General features: G+C 56.3%; 13 protein-coding genes and 1 pseudogene. 10 read left to right on the top strand and 4 right to left on the bottom strand.

Annotation, left to right across the window (positions count from 1 at the left end):
• Positions 1 to 12 precede the first annotated feature (12 nt).
• The 5 genes from XYCOK13_RS11200 to XYCOK13_RS11180 all read left to right on the top strand — a co-directional run bounded on the left by XYCOK13_RS11200 (position 13) and on the right by XYCOK13_RS11180 (position 8792).
• The gene (locus tag XYCOK13_RS11200; protein ID WP_213412243.1) at positions 13 to 4140 is read left to right on the top strand and encodes a non-ribosomal peptide synthetase; all 4128 of its coding nucleotides are present in this window, start codon (positions 13 to 15) and stop codon (positions 4138 to 4140) included.
• Positions 4140 to 5420 carry an MFS transporter gene (locus XYCOK13_RS11195; protein ID WP_213412242.1) on the top strand — a complete coding sequence of 427 codons (1281 nt, stop codon included), beginning with the start codon at positions 4140 to 4142 and terminating at the stop codon, positions 5418 to 5420. The genes XYCOK13_RS11200 and XYCOK13_RS11195 overlap by 1 nt, the downstream gene beginning before the upstream one ends.
• Entirely contained in the window at positions 5405 to 6322 is a 918-nt protein-coding gene (locus XYCOK13_RS11190; RefSeq protein WP_213412241.1) for a CPBP family intramembrane glutamic endopeptidase, read from the top strand. Before XYCOK13_RS11195 ends, XYCOK13_RS11190 begins: the two co-directional genes overlap by 16 nt.
• A gap of 62 nt (positions 6323 to 6384) precedes the next feature.
• Positions 6385 to 7659 (top strand): GyrI-like domain-containing protein, encoded by a 1275-nt coding sequence (locus XYCOK13_RS11185; RefSeq protein WP_213412240.1) that lies wholly within the window; start codon positions 6385 to 6387, stop codon positions 7657 to 7659.
• Positions 7660 to 7811: 152 nt separating this feature from the next.
• Positions 7812 to 8792 carry an aldo/keto reductase gene (locus XYCOK13_RS11180; RefSeq protein WP_213412239.1) on the top strand — a complete coding sequence of 327 codons (981 nt, stop codon included), beginning with the start codon at positions 7812 to 7814 and terminating at the stop codon, positions 8790 to 8792.
• 47 nt (positions 8793 to 8839) lie between these two features.
• Here the strand turns inward: XYCOK13_RS11180 and XYCOK13_RS11175 are convergent, their stop codons facing one another.
• Both XYCOK13_RS11175 and XYCOK13_RS11170 read right to left on the bottom strand, forming a co-directional pair.
• Positions 8840 to 9019, bottom strand: coding sequence for a hypothetical protein (locus XYCOK13_RS11175; protein WP_213412238.1), 180 nt, complete (start codon positions 9017 to 9019; stop codon positions 8840 to 8842).
• A gap of 173 nt (positions 9020 to 9192) precedes the next feature.
• Complete coding sequence (locus tag XYCOK13_RS11170; RefSeq protein WP_213412237.1) at positions 9193 to 9981, bottom strand: carbon-nitrogen hydrolase family protein; 789 nt, start codon at positions 9979 to 9981, stop codon at positions 9193 to 9195.
• Positions 9982 to 10522: 541 nt separating this feature from the next.
• Here XYCOK13_RS11170 and XYCOK13_RS11165 point away from each other — a divergent pair.
• Entirely contained in the window at positions 10523 to 11128 is a 606-nt protein-coding gene (locus XYCOK13_RS11165; protein WP_213412236.1) for a TetR/AcrR family transcriptional regulator, read from the top strand.
• Positions 11129 to 11170: 42 nt separating this feature from the next.
• On the top strand, positions 11171 to 11617 hold the full coding sequence (locus XYCOK13_RS11160) for a DoxX family protein (protein WP_213412235.1): 447 nt from the start codon (positions 11171 to 11173) through the stop codon (positions 11615 to 11617).
• A 377-nt stretch (positions 11618 to 11994) separates the two neighbouring features.
• Here XYCOK13_RS11160 and gdhA read toward each other — a convergent pair whose 3' ends face one another.
• Together gdhA and XYCOK13_RS11150 are read right to left on the bottom strand one after the other, a co-directional pair.
• Complete coding sequence (gene gdhA, locus XYCOK13_RS11155; RefSeq protein WP_213412234.1) at positions 11995 to 13341, bottom strand: NADP-specific glutamate dehydrogenase; 1347 nt, start codon at positions 13339 to 13341, stop codon at positions 11995 to 11997.
• A 403-nt stretch (positions 13342 to 13744) separates the two neighbouring features.
• Positions 13745 to 15328 (bottom strand): ATP-binding protein, encoded by a 1584-nt coding sequence (locus tag XYCOK13_RS11150; protein WP_213412233.1) that lies wholly within the window; start codon positions 15326 to 15328, stop codon positions 13745 to 13747.
• Between the two features lie 144 nt (positions 15329 to 15472).
• On the opposite strand from XYCOK13_RS11150, the gene XYCOK13_RS11145 reads away from it, so the two are divergent.
• From XYCOK13_RS11145 to XYCOK13_RS11135, 3 genes and pseudogenes are all read left to right on the top strand, one after another.
• Positions 15473 to 16210 (top strand): AzlC family ABC transporter permease, encoded by a 738-nt coding sequence (locus XYCOK13_RS11145; RefSeq protein WP_213412232.1) that lies wholly within the window; start codon positions 15473 to 15475, stop codon positions 16208 to 16210.
• A complete protein-coding gene (locus tag XYCOK13_RS11140; protein ID WP_213412231.1) occupies positions 16207 to 16530 on the top strand; it encodes an AzlD domain-containing protein in 324 nt (107 codons plus the stop codon). The genes XYCOK13_RS11145 and XYCOK13_RS11140 overlap by 4 nt, the downstream gene beginning before the upstream one ends.
• Positions 16531 to 16697: 167 nt before the next feature.
• Positions 16698 to 19764, top strand: a pseudogene (locus tag XYCOK13_RS11135) (hypothetical protein); the annotation flags it as partial.

The following is a 19764-nucleotide window of genomic DNA, read 5'->3' as shown; positions in this document are numbered from 1 at the left end:
GGAGGGGAAGACATGCGCAATCGATTGGAACAGGCGGTACTGCTCCGCACGGAAAAGTATGCGCAGATGAAGCAGTTTTGGCAGCAGCAGCTAGAATATATCCCTTTTCAGCTAAGGACAGACGATGGGCTCAGGGAGCCTGCGCTGCAGCGGGTGCCGATGAACCCGGCTCTTGCAGCCCGGCTGCACAAGGTAAGCAAGGGGGAGCCGCTGTCGCTCTTTGCTTTGCTGGCAGCCGGATTGCAGTGGGCCTGGCTCGATTATGGGCAGCAGGAGATGCTTAGTTTCGGCACGCCGCCGATCCTGGAGGATATGCTGGAGGATGCGCTCGGCGATGCGGTTTTGTTCGCAAGCGAGCAGGCGGGCGATATCTCGTTCCGCGTGCATGCCGCGAAAACGAGGGAGACCTTGGCGAACGGGTACCGGCACCAGGATTTCCCTATACGCGAGCTGCTGCATTCCGGTTCAGCGGCAGGGGCCGGCACACATTGCCTACTGGACCTGCTGTGCCGCTTGGAAGGCCTGCACGCTCCTTTTCCCGATGGCATAAGCGCCAGACTGGAGATCTCCCTGCTGAAGCAGGGAGATTCATGGTGGATCGAGACAGGCCACCGCATGAGCAAAAGAGAAGCTGCTTTGCCAAGCGTATTTCTCGCCTACGCCCAGCATGCTCTGCTCAGCTGGCTGGAGGAGCCGGATGTTACAGCGTCCGCAGGCATAACGCTTCCTACGGAGATGCAGCAGACGCTGCTGGCGCATGCGGCTGGGGATCGTATTGCTGTCCCGGACGGCAGTCTCGTTCGCCTATTTAGAAGGCAGGCGGCGCTATCGGCCGATCAACTGGCCGTTTGGAGCGGGCAAGGAGCGGCCAGTTACCGGGAGCTGGACGAACTGTCCGAACGACTGGCGTTTGAGCTGAGGCGCCAGGGCTGCAAGCCAGGCGATGTGGTAGGGGTTAGCGCGGAGCGGTCGGTTCTTGCAGTTGCTGCGATGATAGGCATTCTGAAGGCTGGGTGCGCTTATATGCCGCTTGATCCGGAATGGCCGGAGGACCGCTTGCGGGACATCTTGACAGACAGCAGCTGCCGTACAGTCGTGCATGCAGAGCGACCTGTCTCCGTCCCTGGCGCCCGGATGGTTGATATGAAGCAGCTGCCGCTTCTGGACGGGGGCACCGCATTGGATGAACCCGGCGCGGATGATCTTGCCTACGTTCTATATACCTCCGGCACTACGGGCAAGCCCAAGGGAGTCATGATCGAGCACCGTCAAGTGTTGAATTTGCTTGCAGGCCTCAAGGCCAAGCTGTTGTTCTTCGCGGAACAAGCCCGGATCGCCTGCTTGGCTCCGTTCGTATTCGATGCCTCCGTAGCGCCGATATTTGCTGCGCTTACGGGAGGCCACACCCTATATATCGTGCCGGATGAAGTGCGTTTGGACGGAGCGGCGCTGTTTGACTTTTATCGGCAGCAGCGCATCGAAATTTCGGACGGAACGCCGATGCATCTGCAAATGCTGGCACTGGCAGCCTCGCAGCGCGATCAGCAGACACTGCCGGTTCGCTTGTTCATGATCGGCGGGGAAGCGCTCCCGGCCTCATCAGTCAGAAGCGTTCGCAGCTTATGCAGTCCGGCAGCGAGAATCGTGAACGTGTACGGGCCGACGGAATGCTGTGTGGATGCAACCTTCCAGGAGGCGGGCGATGAGCTGGATGAGCTAACGCCGATCGTTCCAATCGGCCGGCCGCTGCCCAATCAGCGCGTGTACGTGTTGGACAGGCGCCTGCAGCTCAGGCCCTATGGGGCGGTAGGCGAAATTTGCATAGCCGGCGGCAACGTCGGAAGAGGATACAGGAGCGAGCGGGAACTTGCGGCGTGCCGCTTCGCCGAAGACCCCTTCTATGCAGGCGAGCGCTTGTACCGCACGGGGGATTTGGGCCGGATGCTGCCGGACGGGAGCATCGACTGCCTGGGAAGAGCGGACGACCAGGTGAAGTGGAAGGGGTATCGCATAGAATTGGGTGAGATTGAACAGACGCTTCAGGCGCACCCGAATATTACGAATGCGGCAGCTATGCTGGCGCGTGCAGAACCGGATGACGCCGGGCAGCTGATCGCGTACTACACGGCTGCAAAGCCGCTTGCAGAAGGAGAGGCAAGGGCTTGGCTGGAAAAGCGGCTGCCCGGATACATGGTGCCGGCTGCGATTATCAGCATGGAACAGCTGCCCTTGAAGGCGAACGGCAAGCTGGATCGGTCTCGGCTGCCTCTCCCCGAGGAAACCGAGAAGAGGTCCGAGGAAGCGCAAGCTCCCCTGACGGAGTTGGAACAGTCCATTGCCGAAGTGTGGCGCATGGTGCTGGGAAGACCGGCTGGAGATGTTCAGGCGTCGTTCTTTCAAAGCGGCGGGGATTCCCTGAAGGCGCTGCGGATGATGATGGAGCTGGAGGCGCGGGGGATTCCAGTGAAGCTGCACGATATCTTCAAGCATTCGAGCATAAGGGAGTTGGCTGCGGCCATTGCGCAAGACGCCAAGGAGGAGCCGTCTGCCTCATCTCGGCCGCGGGAGGATGCGCAGGAATGGTTCCGCAGCAGAGGAATCGCAGTAGAGCCGTTCACCCTGCTTGACGATGGCCATGCCAAGGTCGCATGGCGGGTCCCGCAGGAAGCTCATGCCGAAGCCGCCGATTTGCTGGATGAAGCGCGGCAGCTGTTCCCGCCGGCTGCTCTTCCTCATTATTTGCTGTCGGATCCAAGTGCGATTGACGCGCTGCTTGCCCCGCCGAAGCCCGACATTCACAAGAAGGCAGAACGTCTGGCGGCGCAGGCGGTTCGGGATAACGAGATCTTCAGCGAGCACGTGACCAGACAGCGGCGTGTCGGCACGTACCCGCTTGCCCCGATACAGCAGGCGTTCCTTGAAGTGGGCCAAGCGGCATCAGGCACGGTCATGACCCTTGTTGCCGGTGCCCCTGTTCAGGTCGTGCAGCAGGCCGTGATCGGCGTCATCCGGGAGCATGCGCTGCTGCGGAGTGTGCTGCTCGCGGACAGCCGCACAGCGGGAGTCTGGGCGGAATTCGAGGCGGGAGGCGACATTGCAGTGCCCGCCCTCGATATCTCATCGCATTCCTTGCCCGAGCAGAGAGTCCTGCTTGAACAGCTGGTGCGGATTTTGTTCTACGTGCCCTACGCCGATCCCGGGCGGCTCTTCTATCGTCTGCTGCTGGTTCGCTTGAACGAGCGGGAATACAAGCTGCTGCTTCCGTGCCACCACGCGATCTTTGACGGCATGAGCGGGCAGGTGCTGGAACAAAGCCTGGCGAAGCGCTTGTCCGGTGCGCCTGCCGACAGCTCTCAGACGGAGCAGCATCATTACAGCGGCTACGTTCGACAGCTGCAAAAAGGACCTGTACTGAAGGAGGATGCGCTTATTCGGCAATTTGAACTGAACGTCTGCAGCGAAGCTGCCGTTCAGCTGCAGCAATGGCTGCAAGTCCGAAGCGACGGCCTTCGGCGCCGCTATGTGGCGGAGGTGAAGTTCCAGCCCGGCGAGGCGCTGTCTCCCGAGCAGTGGTTCGCCTTCCCGTACAGGATTCTCGCCCGATTCGCCGCGAGCCATGGCCTGCCGTCCGAGCTTCCGCTGCTGCTGCTGTATTACGGGAGAAGGTATGAAGACAATACTTACTTCGACATGGTCGGGCCATGTATCGATTTGCTGCCCTGCCTGCTGTCAAGCGAAGCGTCGGAATCCGGCGTCCCCGTCGCCCGGCTGACGCGCATGACGCAACAGTATAACGTCAACTTCGCCGCTCTGCTAATCAACGAGCGGCTGCGCAGGAGCTTTGCGGAAGCAGCCGACCTGCTCCGGCCGCTGGCCAACTCGGGCATCCTGTTCAACTTTCATGGCTATGCCGATCAGGCAAAGCTGGAACTGTTCCGGATGCTCGGGGAGCATAAGCAGGGCCTGGACGGAGGAGAAGCAAGCGGGTTGGTCCGGACGCCGATCTCCTTTGACTTTCTCTACACGGCTGACTGCTTCCGGGCAACCTTGCATGCTCCATTCGCTGTCGACGAAGCGGCTTGGCAGCGGGATGCGGAGGAACTGTTCGCCGCATTGCGCAGCGAAGCAGGAGCCGGATGATGGAGGCAGGCCATCGCAAGAGGAATTTGCCGCTGTTGTTGTTTAGCCGCACGGTGTCCGAGCTCGGAACCTCGATGTTTTCCTTTGTGCTGGGTCTGTATGTGCTCGAGATGACCGGCTCTGCGTTGAAGTATTCGTTCATACTGACTGCTGCTATATTGGGCAGGGTAGTCGCCAACTCGCTTGCAGGAATCGCGGCCGACCGCTATGACAAGAAGCACTTGATCCTGTGGGCGGAATACGGGAGCGCAGCCGTTCTGGTGCTCTTATGGGCCTTGCATGCCTGGCAGGAACTGAGCTGGATCAGTGCACTGGCCGGTACGGTGCTCATCAGCATGCTGGGCAGCTTGTTAAGGGTTACTTTGAACTCCTCAGTGCCCGAGCTGCTTGATGAGACGGCGGCGCAAAAGGCGAACGCCTTGTTTCAAACGATCGGGGCGCTGGCGCTCATAGGCGGGCCTTTACTGGGGGCCGTAGCGTATTCTGAAACCGGGTTGACTACGGTTATCGTGCTCAATGTAATTACGTTCGTCGGTTCGGGTCTAGTGCTCCTGCTGCTTCGCTTTCCGCAAGTATCGGAGCTGCCGCTTCCCGGCGGCGCATGGGCGGAGATGAGGGCGACATGGACTTATATTCGCGGGTATGCCCATCTTTACGAGGTGCTGAAAATTTCGGCCATCATGAATTTTATTCTGTATCCGATGATGATGCTTGTGCTTCCCTTTGTCATTTATCAAGTGCTGCGCATGTCCGAAACCGAGCTGGCAGCCATTCAGGCGTGCTGGGCGGCAGGGATGGTGGCGGGCACGCTTTTTTTGGTCGTGTTCAAGCGGGGGGACGCGCTTATTCGTCACTTTTTCCATTTTCTAATTGTGCTGGGCCTGCTGGTTTTCCTCTGGGCATACCCAGGCTTGCCGGGCATAGATGCGGCAGTCGGTGCGGGAGATGTCGGGGTATATGGCGCACTGGTGTTTCTGATCGGTTTTTTGCAAATGCTGGTCCAAGTACCTATGTACACGTACTTCCAATTTCGCATATCCTTGGAGATGAGGGGAAAAGTGTGGGGGCTTGCCAATACGCTGACGGACGTTAGCGCGCCATTCGGACTCTGGGCGTGCGGTTTGCTGCTCGACGGAATAAGCTGGGTGTGGGTCCCTCTTGTATCCGGTGCGGCGATCGTCCTGATTTCTGCATGGATGAAAACGCGGTTCGGCCAAGACATGCGGATCAAAATGGCTGGAAGCGAATGGGAGGAAGGTACGGATTGCCAAAAAGCTTGAATGCTGCCCAAGCTGGGTGGATATTTTTCATTTCCTATGCGGCAGGCATAGGGTTGTCTCTCCTGATGCTGTCCGGCAGCGGAGAAGTTCTGCGTCTGGACTATTTTTTGCTGTATGTGGTACTGGGCCAGGTTGGCTGCAATGTGCTGCCTGCTCTGATATGGCTGCGTTATAAAGGGATTCCGTTGAAAGAAGCCTTCCTGCTCCGTCGGGTAACCTGGAAAGTGCTCGGGCTCAGCGTGTGCATCTATGCGCTCTTCCAAGTGTTTCTGCTGTTTGTGCACCAGGCGACCTCCCTCGTGTCACTGGCGCTTGGAAGCGCGTATCAGATGTCTGTCTATCCTGTCGCCAATGATTGGCTCTCCTTGCTTGTGCTGCTCGTCTGTATTGGCTTGCTGCCTCCGATCTGCGAGGAGCTTCTGTTCCGCGGGGCGCTGCTCGGCGGCTATCGGGTGAGGGGGACGCTATTCGCGGCAAGCATGAGCGCACTCCTGTTCGCGCTCTTCCATGACAATCCGTACAGGCTGGCGGAGCTGTTCCTGGCCGCCTGGATTTCTGCGCTTATTGTCCTGCGCGCCCGCTCGATCATTCCGGGTGTGGTCGTGCATATCGCGACCAATATTGCTTATGTTGTCGGCTCGTATGCCGCGGCAGGCGATCTGGTCGGGGCTGCAGGGGAGCGCGCAGGGGCTGGCGCCGCAAGTTTGATTGTCTTGGGCGCCGCATCGATCCCGTGTTTGTGGGGATGCTGGCTGCTGCTGCGCAAGCTGGGCAGTATGACGGAGTCGAGGCAGAACGCGGTGAAAGTCGAAGGTGAAGCCGCTGCTGCAAGGGGGGCCTATTGGCTATTGCCGGTTGGGTTGGCAGGAATCTTGTTTGTGGTGAAGGTTGCCTGGCTGTGAAAAAAAAACGCAGCATATAGGTTGAAAAGACAAAAGACGGCAAAGGAGCGTGAGAGGAGACAATGGCACCAAGAGCAGAGGCGGCAAATGTTCAAATTCGCATTGTATGGAAGGATGCCTTTCAGGTCGTAGGGGAAAAAGTACAGGTTAACCCAATCGAGGCGGCCGCTCCTTCCGAGAATGCGTTCGCCCGATTATGGCAGCGATTCAGCGAGAGGACAGGCGAAATCCCCCACTCGCTTCCAGGCGCATACGGCATTCATCTATTCGGAGCGGGTTGCAAACCAGGTTCTCCATGCGATTACTTGGCAGCCGTGCAAGTTTCCCGCACAGATCAGGTGCCTGACGGCATGGAAGGGGCAGCCTTCCCCGCCGGACTGTATTGCGTTGTGAGCCGCAAGGGCGTGATTGACGAGATTCGGGAGGCGTACCGATTTTATTACGATGAGTGGCTGCCTTCTTCCGCATACACATCCCGTCCGGGAGCGGAATTTGAATATTATGACGAACGCTATAAGGGCAATGCGGACCCGGAATCGGTGATGGATATCTGGTTTCCGATCCAGCCCAAGGACTTGCCGCTCGAAAATCGGGTAGCAGCTGTATTCGTCCATGTGAGCGATCTGCGCCGTTCCGCTGAATGGTACAGCAAGCTGTTCGGGCTTCCTGTACTGAAGGAGCGTCTGAATGGCGGGCCGGTGTATTGGTTTGATTTTCCTGGTACGCACCTGATTTTGGACGCCGATACGAATAACCGTCTGGACCCGAAGTGGAAGGAGAATATGGAACCGCTCTTTATGCTGCCGGTTCGTGATATTGATGAGGCCTATCAATATTTGAACGGCAAGGCGGAACGATTGTTTGAGCCCGAGCGGCATGGTTCGATGGCCTACTTCAACTTCCGCGAGCCGGAAGGCAAAGCGCTGATGGCCTGCTGGACCGCGCAGCCAAGCAGTGACCCGGAATGGACCGGGACATCCCCGATCCGGCCCATGATTGGCGGAGTCTTCGCAGATGTGAAGGACTTGCAGGCGGCTGCCCGCTGGTACACCAATTTGCTGAAGCTGCCGTACGATGAGAAGATGGCCTCGCAATCGATATATGCCGTTCCGGTGACCAGAGGTGCGGCGCTGCTGCTGGATCATAACCGCCACTTGAACGGAGATGACTTCACCGAGCGGTTCTTGGTCGAGACTCACGATATTCAGGCTGCGCTTGCGTACGTGCAGGAGCAGGGAATGAGGCTGGCAAGCGAGCTGCGGGACGTCCCCGAAATGGCCGAATTCGCGCTGCTCGATCCGGACGGCAACCGGATCGTTGTAGCCGAGATGAAATAGCAAGGAGCAGGCTGCCATTTCCCCGCCCTTTTGCGTAAGAATACCGCATCAGCCGCTTGCCATGCGTGTGATACAATGGTATTGGCTGGGTACAGGACTTGCAAGCGCTGCTTGCCTTGCCGAAAAGATGCGGATGAAAGGAAGGGTTGCACATGGAATATGTCAAGCTGGGCCGCACCGGGTTGGAGGTGTCCAGGCTGTGTCTGGGCTGTATGTCCTACGGGATACCCGAGCGCGGGTCGCATCCCTGGACATTGAACGAGGAGATGAGCAGGCCGTTTTTGAAGCGGGCGCTGGAGTTGGGCATCAATTTCTTCGATACGGCGAATGTGTACTCCGATGGCACGAGTGAGGAGATCGTAGGCCGGGCGCTCCAAGACTATGTCCGCCGCGACGATGTGGTAATTGCTACCAAGGTGCATGGACGCATGCGTCCGGGTCCTAATGGAGCGGGCTTGTCCCGCAAAGCGATCATGACCGAGATCGATCAAAGCCTGAAGCGGCTGGGAACGGATTATGTAGACTTGTACCAGATTCATAGATGGGACAACGATACGCCGATAGAAGAGACGATGGAAGCGCTGCATGATGTCGTTAAGGCGGGGAAAGCGCGTTACATAGGCGCTTCCTCAATGTATGCATGGCAGTTCATGAAGGCGCAGCATACGGCGGAGAAGCAGGGGTGGACGAAGTTCGTTTCGATGCAAAATTATTTGAACCTGCTGTACCGGGAGGAAGAGCGCGAGATGCTTCCGCTGTGCAAGGAGGAAGGCGTGGGCGTCATACCGTGGAGTCCGCTGGCACGCGGTCGCCTGACCCGCGATTGGAACGAGCAGACCGTCCGTTCGGAGACGGACGAATTCGGCAAGAAGCTGTATGGCATGGTAGAGGCCGATCGACAGGTAGTGGAACGAGTGGCCGAGGTAGCGAACCGGCGCGGCATTCCAAGGGCGCAAGTGGCGTTAGCTTGGGTGCTGCAGAAGGAGCCGGTCACTGCGCCGATCATCGGCGCGACGAAGCCGCATCATCTGGAGGATGCCGTCGCGGCGCTCGCGGTCAAGCTGACCGCGGATGAGATCGCCAGCTTGGAAGAGCCGTATGTGCCGCATCCGGTCATGGGCGGCTTGAACTAGCAGACCATGCGTTGGCGGGCTTGCTGCAGCTGGCAGGATTGGCGATGTCAAGGCGCTGGGCCGCCGAATGTCCGCGGCAGATTGGACTGGGATGCGCTCCAGTGCGCCGTGCCGACCTCCAGCTTGAAAGAAAGAACGCCGATTAAGGTCGTTTCTCGTTTACTGGAAGTGATGCGAAATACGGAGTAACCTAACCGTATAGAAAATGCCTGCGCTAGCGCAGGCATTTTCTGTGCCAGTCTCCTGCTCCCAGGATTTCAGGCAGGCAAAGATGCAGATTGGCAGGGATATTGGCCATGTCTCCTATTTTCGAGATGAAAGGCTATGTTCGGAGTCATTCGCTCCATGTCATCTTCGCCGTGCCAGGGCAGCTGCAATAGGGGGCACCCAACCGCTGCGTCTATGCGCCGGAAGCAACAGGGACATCCAGCTCAATCGTCATCAAGGACTCTGCATCCTCGCCATAGGGGCCTTGCGTGATGACGCCGTCCGGACCTACCGCCAACGAACAGCCGATGCACTTCCAGCCGTCCCACTCGCCGCCTTTTACCCGACCCACATTGCTTACGCCGACGATAGTCATGCCATGCTCGTTCGCCAGTGTGCCATAGGAGGACTTCCACATGTCGCCATAGGGCTCGCGACTATTGTCGTGATCGGCAGGCACCGCCCATGCGCACGGCGAAAGTACGATTTGTGCGCCCATGCGGGCAGTAGCTCGGCCGAGCTCCAGTGCGCTGGGGGAATTGTCCGCGCAAATCGTTAATGCCACAGTGCCGAACGGCGTTTCGGCCACGCCGAGCGAATTTCCGATGCTGTACAGCTGCTGCGCGAAAGCCAGCTCGTTGATCTTCCGATGCTTGGCGAGCAGCTGGCCGTTCGGACCAATCAGCACCGACGCATTGTACAGCCGGTCTTCCGCTTTCTCCGTCAATCCGGCAACCACATGGATTTGATGCTCGCGCGCCGCTTGAGCCAGCTCCTCGCAATATGCGCCCGGAATAGGCTGCGCCATGCTTTGCGCTTCCGCATAAGTCCAGCCCAGGTCCATACATTCCGGCAGCACAATAACGTGACAGCCTTGGCCGGCTGCCTCTCGGATCATGCCCTTCGCCCGCTGCAAGTTTTGGCCGGGAGCCCCCGGCTCCACCAGCATTTGCCCCATCGCAATTTTGAATCGCTTTGTCATTTGTTTCAGCACCTTTTCTCTAAGATGAAGTTCCCACTAAAAGATGAAGGAAATTTCCCGCACTGTTGGAGGTTCCCGTGCATAAACAAATCCCTATACTAATGAAGGTTCCCCCATGAAAAATCCGCAGTTGATGAAAGCTCCAGGTTACGGAGAAGCCCTCGTCCTTCTAGTATTCGTTAATCAAGCCCCGGATTCCTCCAGCATAGGGACAGTTGGTACCAACTCCCCCGAGCACTGCACGGCAGGCGTCGCAGTTTGCCGGGATGGAACCGCCGTGACAAGCTCCCGATTCAGGTTCGGAGCGACGACAAGGCAATGGCGTGAGCGGCATCGGCACTTTCCCGACGCAGTGATAGGGGAGGAGGCACGATCTTCTATGCCTCTATTTACAAACCGATGGTCTGTATGTACAATGACTGTGAGCGATAAGTATCGGTAATGCGAGAGATTTGGCAAAAAACGCCGTTCCCGGACAGATGCTAGGGATGTGGAGCAGGCAGAGCTCCAACCTGGACGATAATCATGGAGGTGAGCTGGCATGAAGCAGGAAGAACGCAGACAGCGGACGACCCGGCAGCTGCTCGAGTCGACGAAAGCGCTGATTCGCGAGAAGGGCTGCCACGCGATAACGATGAAGGACATCATGGAGGAGTCAGGCTTATCCAAGGGCTCGATCTTCCATTATGTGAAGAGCAAGGACGAGCTGTTTGTATGGGTGCTCCAGGAACAGCTGGAACAGACGAATGATCGTTTCATTCAAGCAGTTGAGGCACAGAAGGCGCAACCGACCTTCGAGGGCCCCATGCGGGAAATTGCCAAAGGATTGCGGGAACTGGAAGCTGCAGATCATGTGGCGAACAAGGTGTTTATGTACTTGTTGGGCAAGGAGGACGATCCGACCGTAAGGGAAGTGTTGGGGCAATTTTATGAGCGTTCCTTGCGGTTCGCCGAGCAGTGGATTGCCTCCGGGCAAGCGCATGGCGTGATCGGAGAGCATCTGGACAAGGGAAAAATCTCGGAGCTGTTCGTGCTGCTCTCCCTCGGCTTTCGCATTCGGCAATCCTTGCCGTCGTCGGAAAGCGGTTCATTCGCAGCGCACGATTTGGCTGCGTTTATGGCTGATGTGCTGCAGTCGGATCGGTAGGGCATTCGTCGACATATTGAATGAAGAAGAGAGGGTTGCCATATGGCACCGCTTATTGCGCTTGCAGGAGCATTCGTTGTATTTCGAGCAACAGGCTGGGCCGGGGTGGCCTACTTCGACGATTGGCAAATGAGTCTGCGGGCAGCCGTCGCCGTCATGTTCCTGGTGACGGCTTCCGCTCATTGGGGCAAACGCCGTTCAGACCTCATCCGCATGGTTCCCGCTGGCGTGCCCAGGCCGGACTTGGCAGTAAGCTTGACCGGCTATCTGGAAATCGCCGGAGCTGTCGCGCTCATGATTCCGGCTTTATCCGCTCCGGCGGCGATCGGTTTGATGGCTATGCTGATTGCGATGTTTCCGGCCAATGTGAAGGCCGCGCGCGAGCAATTGACCATCGGCGGCCGCCGCGTGCCTAGCTTGCCGGTTCGCGCCTTGCTGCAAGTGGTATTCTTAGGGGCAGTTCTGCTTGCCTCGCCGCTGCCGCATTAAAAGCCAGCTGCCGGCTGCTTCGTCTTCTCGGCATAGCCGAGCAAATCGGCGTGCAGGAGGTGGCGCTTATGGAAACAAGAGCAAGGGAAAATGGGCAACGGACATGCATGTCCATTAGCAGCCATTTTCGGCGGATTTGAACATATAACGGACTTCTATGTCCATTAGAGCCCGATTTCCTGGCCGAGCTATCGGTTTCTTGTCTCTAATGGACATCAGCGACCGTTACAATTGGTAAATCGGCCGAAGTGCTGTTCTTATGGACATCGGCGACCGTTACGGTAGATCATGGCGGCGGCAAATCCTGGTCCCTCCCAAACGTAAAAAGAGCTGTCCCCAATCTTAGAGGACAGCTCTACTTGCTATTGAGATGCGGCTTACACAACACCCTGCGCCAGCATGGCGTCCGCCACATTCAGGAAGCCGGCAATGTTGGCACCCACAACGAGGTTGCCTGGTGCGCCGAATTCTTCGGAAGCTTTCATGCTCTGCTGGTAGATATTTTTCATAATGTCATGCAGGCGGGAATCCACTTCCTCGAACGTCCAGGACAGGCGCATGCTGTTCTGGGACATTTCGAGCGCGGAAACCGCTACGCCGCCGGCATTTGCGGCCTTGGCCGGTCCGAAGAGAACGTCGTTCTTCAGGAAGACCTCGACCGCTTCCAGCGTGGACGGCATGTTCGCGCCTTCGCCAACTGCCTTCACGCCGTTCTTCACCAGCGTTGCCGCCGATGCTTCGTCAATTTCGTTCTGCGTTGCACAAGGGAGCGCAATGTCGCAAGGGATTTCCCATATGCGCTGGCTGCCCTCGGTATACGTCGCATGCGGATGCGTCTTCACATACTCGCTGATTCTGCTGCGGCCGACCTCTTTCAGCTGCTTCACCAGATCCAAATCGATGCCGTTCGGGTCATGAATGTAGCCGCCGGAATCACTGCATGCCACTACTTTCGCGCCAAGCTCCATGGCTTTCTCCATCGCATAGATCGAGACATTGCCGGAACCGGAAACGACGACAGTAGCGCCTTCGTAGCTCAAGCCGCGGGATTGCAGCATTTCATTAACGAAGTAGATGCAGCCGTAGCCGGTAGCTTCCTTGCGTGCAAGGCTGCCCCCGTATCCGATGCCCTTGCCGGTCAGCACGCCAGCTTCATTGCCGCCGCGGATACGCTTGTATTGTCCGAACAGAAAACCGATTTCCCTGGCTCCGACACCAATGTCGCCTGCTGGTACGTCGGTATCCTGGCCAATGTGACGGTACAGCTCTGTAATAAAGCTTTGGCAAAAGCGCATGACTTCGCCGTCAGATTTGCCCTTCGGATCGAAGTCCGAGCCGCCCTTGCCGCCGCCGATTGGAAGACCGGTCAACGAATTCTTGAAAATTTGCTCAAAGCCCAGGAACTTGATGATGCTGGCATTGACGGAAGGGTGGAAGCGAAGGCCGCCCTTGTACGGGCCAAGCGCGCTGTTGAATTGAACGCGGAAGCCGCGGTTCACTTGGACTTGTCCTGCGTCGTTTACCCAAGGAACGCGGAACGACACCAGACGCTCCGGCTCAACCATGCGCTCCAATACGCCAGTGTCTTTGTAGTGCGGATATTTTTCAAACACAGGTGCAAGGGAATCGAGAAATTCCTTAACGGCCTGGTGAAATTCTGCCTCGTGCGGATTGCGTTGGATGACAGTTTCGTAAACACTGTTCAAATACTGTTCGACATTCATCAGAAAGCTCCCTTCAACTCACAAAATACTTAATAAATAAATTCGGCACAAAACGCTCCTTATGACAATAAAAGTTTACACAGCCTGTTAGGGGATTGCAAATAAAAAAATCTATTTCACCTAATAAAAATACATTATGCCCCTGATAACTCCCACCGCATCAAGCGGGTTTGCAACCGTTTCGCGGCAAGTTTCGACGATTGTGTGAACAACCGAGAAGGCCGGACAAATATGGATAGTTGGGAATGTTGGCTGGACACGGAACGATTGCGATCAGTCAAGCTGATCATGTTGAGAGCGTTTTCGCGATTGGGTATTTATACAGGAAAAGGTGAAAAAATAAATGCTTGTTCATGAAAAAAGAGCTGCGCTCCAGTCGTCAAACTGGAGCGCAGCTCCCTGCTTATTCCGGTTTGGATTGCAAATGCTCCGGTTGAATGTAGACAGCCAATGCCTGCTGCAGGGTGCCCTTGGTTACAGCGTTGTTCCCAAAGTTTAACCCCAACCGGACCATTATCTTGACGATCTCGGGACGCAGGCCGGTAATGACGACTTCGCAGCCCATCATCTTGCTTCCTTCAATAACGCCAATCAGCTGCTGTATGACCTCCGGCTCCATTTCCAACGTTCCTGATAGATCGATGATCAAGGTTTCAATGCGATCATTCGAAATTTTGGAGAAGACCTTCTCCTCAATGGTGCTGGAACGCAAAGCGTCAATCGGACCGATAAGCGGAAGAATCGAGGTGGAGCGGGAAAGCGGAATGATCGGAACGGACAGGTCTTCGACCATTTCCCGCTGCGCCCGGATCAGATCATCCTTGAATTGCGAATAGCTGATAAACAGATGGTTCAGGAACAGATCCATCAAGGAATTGATCTGCTTCTCCAGGTTGAAAAAATTTTCCCTGCTGTTTACCTTCTCGTCGGACAGGTCGTAGTTATAGAGGAAATCCCAAAGGACCCGCCGTACCGCTTGAATCCACTCCAGCTTGAAAGCGAGGGTCAAGGAATGCTTGGCCCAGACGATTCCCTCGGTCTTGGCGAATGAAATCACCTCGTGCTCTCTTCCTTCCACCACAAGCAGGACGAGCCTGTGAGCATTGTCCAGCAGATTGATATTGCCGACTTCCATAATTTCATCGATCTTGTCTCTGACATTAATCGCTTCCGCCAGCAGCCGCTTCTCGAACGCCGCCCGGTTGAGCGTGAAAAAATCAGTCAAGTTCTCTATATTAGGGGAACTGTGATCGATCAAATCCAGTTTGACCACCTCTTTTCGCTTGATTCTGCCGATTTCCCTGGGGAATGTGATGGTAAATTTCGTTCCGACATGCTCCTCGCTCTCCACATGGATGGAACCGTTATGCTGGTAGACGACCGAAAACACAAGGGTCAATCCCATACCAGTGCCGCTCTGCTTTGTCGTGTAGAAAGGGGTCCCCAGCATTTCGAGCTTGTTCGCCGGAATGCCGACGCCGTTGTCCTCTATCGTGATCATGACGCGTTCCTTGTCGGCTGTGTGCCGGATAGTGATGCTGCCATTTTCCGGTATGGCCTCGAAGGCGTTCTTAATTAGATTAAAGAACACTTTCTTCAGCTGATTTTTCTTGCCGTATATGTAGGAGCCCGTGTGCTCGAACTCCTTGACGAGCGAAACCCGGTAAAACTGATCCTGGAACAGCTGTGTCAGCAGCTCCAGCTCGGCCGCCAGATCGATGCTTTCGAACGGCTCGTCGTCCAAGTCCGGCTTGGATACGTGCAGCAGATTTTGCAGAATTGCGATAGCATTCTCCAATTCAGCCTGGGCAATTTCGATATATTGCTCGTCATTCTTTTGCTTCAATAATTGCAGAAAACCCTTAACTGCGGTTAGCGGGTTTTTGACCTCATGCGCAATGCCCGCAGCGATTTGGCCTACCGAAGCAAGCTGACTGAGGTGGGTGTCGGATTTATTGGTTCGCTCCCAGCTATCTGATTGCACCATGCTTTCCCTCCGAGTAGTGTTTACCATTTTCTGTATGGTTGAGTTGTAAATCTGTGATAATTATACTAAGTATATAATAGATTTGTTTATTTGTTTACGGGTTTTCGAAATCGGTTCAAGAAAGAGCCTCTAGGTGGGAGATAGATGGGGACAACTAGAAAAGAAGAGGCGGTCGCCGGGAATGAAAGGCAGTCTGTCCCGGCTTTTGCTGAAGGGATCAGCGCTTGCGCTCCAACGTTGATCGGGTATGCCAGTATCGGCATCGCATCGGGCATGGTCGGCATTGCCTCCCAGCTGAGTATTAGCGAGGTAGCGCTGTTGGCAGCGCTTGTCTATGCCGGCGCGGCTCAATTTATCATCTGCGCTTTGCTTGCGGCCGGCAGTCCGGCTTATGTCATTATTTTTACAACGTTTATAGTGAACTTGCGGCATTTGCTGCTGAGCATGACGCTGGCTCCTCACTTTGCCCGTTATTCGCTAGTGAACAATATCAGCATCGGCGCGCTGGTGACAGATGAGACATTCGGGGTTGCCGCGAACCGGCTCGCTTCAGGCGGCGTCATGAGCGATCGCTGGATGCATGGTTTGAACTGGACGGCATATATAGGGTGGATTTTGTCCTGCGTGACCGGTGCGGTGTTCGGCAGATGGATTTCCGATCCGGCGAGGTTCGGCATGGACTTTGCCCTGACTGCGATGTTCCTGGCGCTGCTCGTGCTGCAATTGCACCATTTGCCGCGCGGGCGGCTGCGATTGTATGGGGAGTTGGTTGGATATAGCGTTCTGGCTACCTTGCTTTTAGGCCAGGTCGTGCCGATGCACCTGGCGGTCTTGTTGGCGACAGCAGGCGTTGCGGCCATAGGGGTGGTGAGAGACAGATGAGCGAGGAACAGACTGTCTTTTGGATCATTCTTGCCTGCGCGGCAGTAACCGTTATTCCGCGTGTGCTGCCCTTTATTCTAGCCCGGAGCGTGCAGCTGCCGGATATTGTAATGAAATGGCTTTCCTTCATTCCGGTTTGTCTATTTGCATCATTGGTGGCAGGCAGCATCTTGAAGGAGGAGGGCGATGAAATCGCCGTGGATTGGCAGGTGCTGCTGGCGATAGGCCCGACGCTGGCTGTGGCGCTTTGGACGAAAAGCTTGGCGTTTACCGTATTGACAGGCATGGTCAGCATGGGGGTAATCCGCTATTTATTCTAAAGGCCTGCAGGCGAAACGGTCGAGGAATCGTTTTCCTGTTTCGCATGATGTCGAAATTTTTATCAAAAAAATGGCATGCATGCTTGCCAATAGGCGGGTGTACATGGCTGGAAAATGGGTGCATGCATATAGTGAAATGGACTATATGGAAAAAGCGAGGAGAAGGCATGAAGAAGAGAACACGGCAGCGGACCGTACGCGGTATTGCGCTGCCTGCCAACTTTGACGAACTTGCCCTGATTGACGGACGCCGCCTTTCGTCTGCATCGGAAGGGGCCAAGCGAGCCGGCAAACCCCCCAGCCGCACCCGTACAGACCAGTCCAACCGAGTTGCCAGATCGACTAGCCGCAGTGCGGATAAACCGGATTTAAACCATGCGGAAGAGGAACGGTCGGAACCTGTGAACGAGGCAAAGACTTATCAGAAGGAATCAGAAATTTCAGTCAACGAGGCGGTTGCAGAAGAGCATACCGAGTCGCCGGCTCAGCCGCCATTACCCGCCGTGACGGCAAGCCAATTGAAGAAGGAACGTTTGAATGAGGCCAAGGGAGCCGTGATTTACACAGATGATCTGCAGGATGGCGCCGTGACGAGGGAGAAGCTGGCGAACCGCTCAGTAGACAGCACTAAGCTTCAGATTGGCACCATCACATCTGAGCTGTTGGCGGACTACGTCGTGACCGGACCGAAGCTGGCTGCCGAAAGTGTGACAGCCGCCAAAGTAGCTCCAGGCGCCATAGATGAGCAGCATGTGGCCGACGGCGCTATAGGCGGCAGCAAGCTGAGGGACCGATCCATCTCGGGCGTGAAGCTGGCTGATCAGTCGATTACCGCAGAGAAGCTGGCGGATAAGGTGATCGACGGCGTGAAGATTGCGGAGGACTCCATCGACAATCGTCATCTTCAGAAGGAGAGTGTAAGTGAAGACAATTTGCAAGACCAGTCCGTCACTTCGGAAAAAATCAAAAGCGGTGCCATACAGACGAACAATTTGGCCAACGGAGCCGTTACGGCCGCCAAGCTGGCGGATGAAAGTGTAATCAGCAGCAAAATTAAGAGCCAGGCCGTTACGGGAGATAAGCTGCAGCATGACGCCATCCATTCGGAGCATCTGCAGGCGGAGGCTGTTCAATCCAAGCATCTCGCCCATCATGCCGTGCAAGCCGATCATTTGGCGCCCGGATGCATACAGGCTGAGCATGTGAAGCCGGAATCGATCGGCTCCAGACAGCTTCAAGCGGGAAGCATTCAGTCGGCTCACCTGGCGCATGGGGTTGTCAGTGCGGGCAATATTGCGGATCGTGCGATAACGACGGAGAAATTGGCTGAGCATAGTGTGAGAGCGGAAATATTGGCCCCTGGAGCCGTCAAGCAGCAGCATCTGTCGCCGGACTCTGTCACGAATGAGCAAGTAGCCAGTCAGGCGATAGGTTCGGAGCAGCTGAGACCGGGTGCCGTGCAGAGCGAGCACCTCTACAGGCACAGCGTAACCTCAGAGGCGCTGCAGCCGCATAGCGTGACCTCCGATAAGCTTGCTCCAGACTCTGTCGGCTCCTCGCATCTCGCCTCGGAAACGCTGCAAACGCATCACTTGGCCGACCATACGATTACGACCTCGAAGCTGGCGCCGGAATGTGTCTCATCCAATAAAATAGCGGATTACGCAGTGTCGCAGTCGAAATTGGCAGATGAATGCGTGTCATCGAGCAAGTTGATGCGCGGCGCCGTGACAACGGACCATTTGGCGAACGCGAGCGTGCAAGCAGAGAAGCTGGCGGAGCGTGCGGTGCATGGGAAACATGTGCTGCCCAATACGCTCGAAGGCAGCCACTTGCGCGAGCAGTCCATCACTTCCGAGCATATTCACGACCATGCTGTCACGGAACGGCATATTTCCCCGCAATCCGTGACTGGAAAGCATCTGGCAGCCCGTATCATCCATGGGGATCACCTTGCCGCCGAAATCATAGAGGCGCAGCACATTCACCGCAGCTCGCTGCAGACGCAGCACTATGAGGATGGCTCGGTAACCGGAAGCAAATTGGCTGACCGCAGCATTGATGCGAGCAAGCTGCAGCCTGATGCAGTGGATACTTCTGTGCTTCGCGATCAAGCTGTCACAGGGGAAAAACTTGCCCCGCAGAGCGTAGGAAGCGGACACTTGGGCGAGGGCATCATTCGGAGCGCACACATTGGCAACCAGGCCATTCAGGGGAATCATCTGGCCGTCCAATCGGTAGCCGGCGTTCATCTCGAGGACGGGGCTGTCGATGCCGAGAAGCTGGCTGCCTCAGCGGTCCATGCAGAGAAGCTGGCTGATGGGGCGGTCCATGGCCAGCACATCGCCTTTAAGGCGATTCAAGGCAATCACCTTCAAGAAGAAAGCGTGCGCACCTCGCATTTGCAGGATGGAGCTGTGACTGAGGATAAGCTGGCCAGCACCTGCATTGACGGCAGCAAGCTGAAGATGCAAAGCATTACAACGGTTCATCTGATGAACAAATCGGTGACTGGCGACAAGCTGGCGAACGAGTCTGTTCGTGCGGAGCATATTGCATCGCAGGAAATCGGCGCCGAACAGTTGGCCAACGGAGCTGTCTCCAGCGAGCATGTGCGAGCCAAATCGATACAAGCGGATCATATTGAAAGCAGGCAAATACAAGCGGATCATCTTGCCGACGGTGCGATCATGAACCGGCATATTCAGAATGGTGCGGTCGGCGCGAGCCAACTGGAGCCTTATGCGGTAGGAAGCCAGCACTTGGCGGAGGATGCTGTGCACAGCGAGCACGTAGCCGATGCGTCGATAAGTGGAGAGCACCTGAAAATCGAATCCATCTCGACCGAGCATTTGCGGGATGGCGCCGTATCTGCGGCCAAACTCGCAGCAGGCAGTATCCAGGGCATTCATTTGGCGGAAAATGCGATTGCGGGACGGCACTTGGACCGGCAAACTGTAGACAGTATGCATCTGGCGGAGGAGGCGGTGAGAAGCGAGCACTTGGCCAATGCTGCCGTAACGGCTGAGAAGCTTGCCGAATGCTCCGTGCAAGCCCGTCATATTGGAGACGGAGCCATTCAGGCCGGCCATTTGGCCGGGAGAAGCATTCACTCGCAGCATCTTGCGCCCTTATCCGTATGCAGCAGCAATCTCGCTCCGGAAAGCGTGGACGCAAGCAAGCTGGCGGCGGAATCGGTAGGCGAAGCGCATCTGCAGGCAAGCAGCGTGAGCG

Source organism: Xylanibacillus composti, assembly GCF_018403685.1.
GTDB classification, from domain to species: domain Bacteria; phylum Bacillota; class Bacilli; order Paenibacillales; family K13; genus Xylanibacillus; species Xylanibacillus composti.
This window is presented reverse-complemented; position numbering and strand designations above follow the sequence as displayed.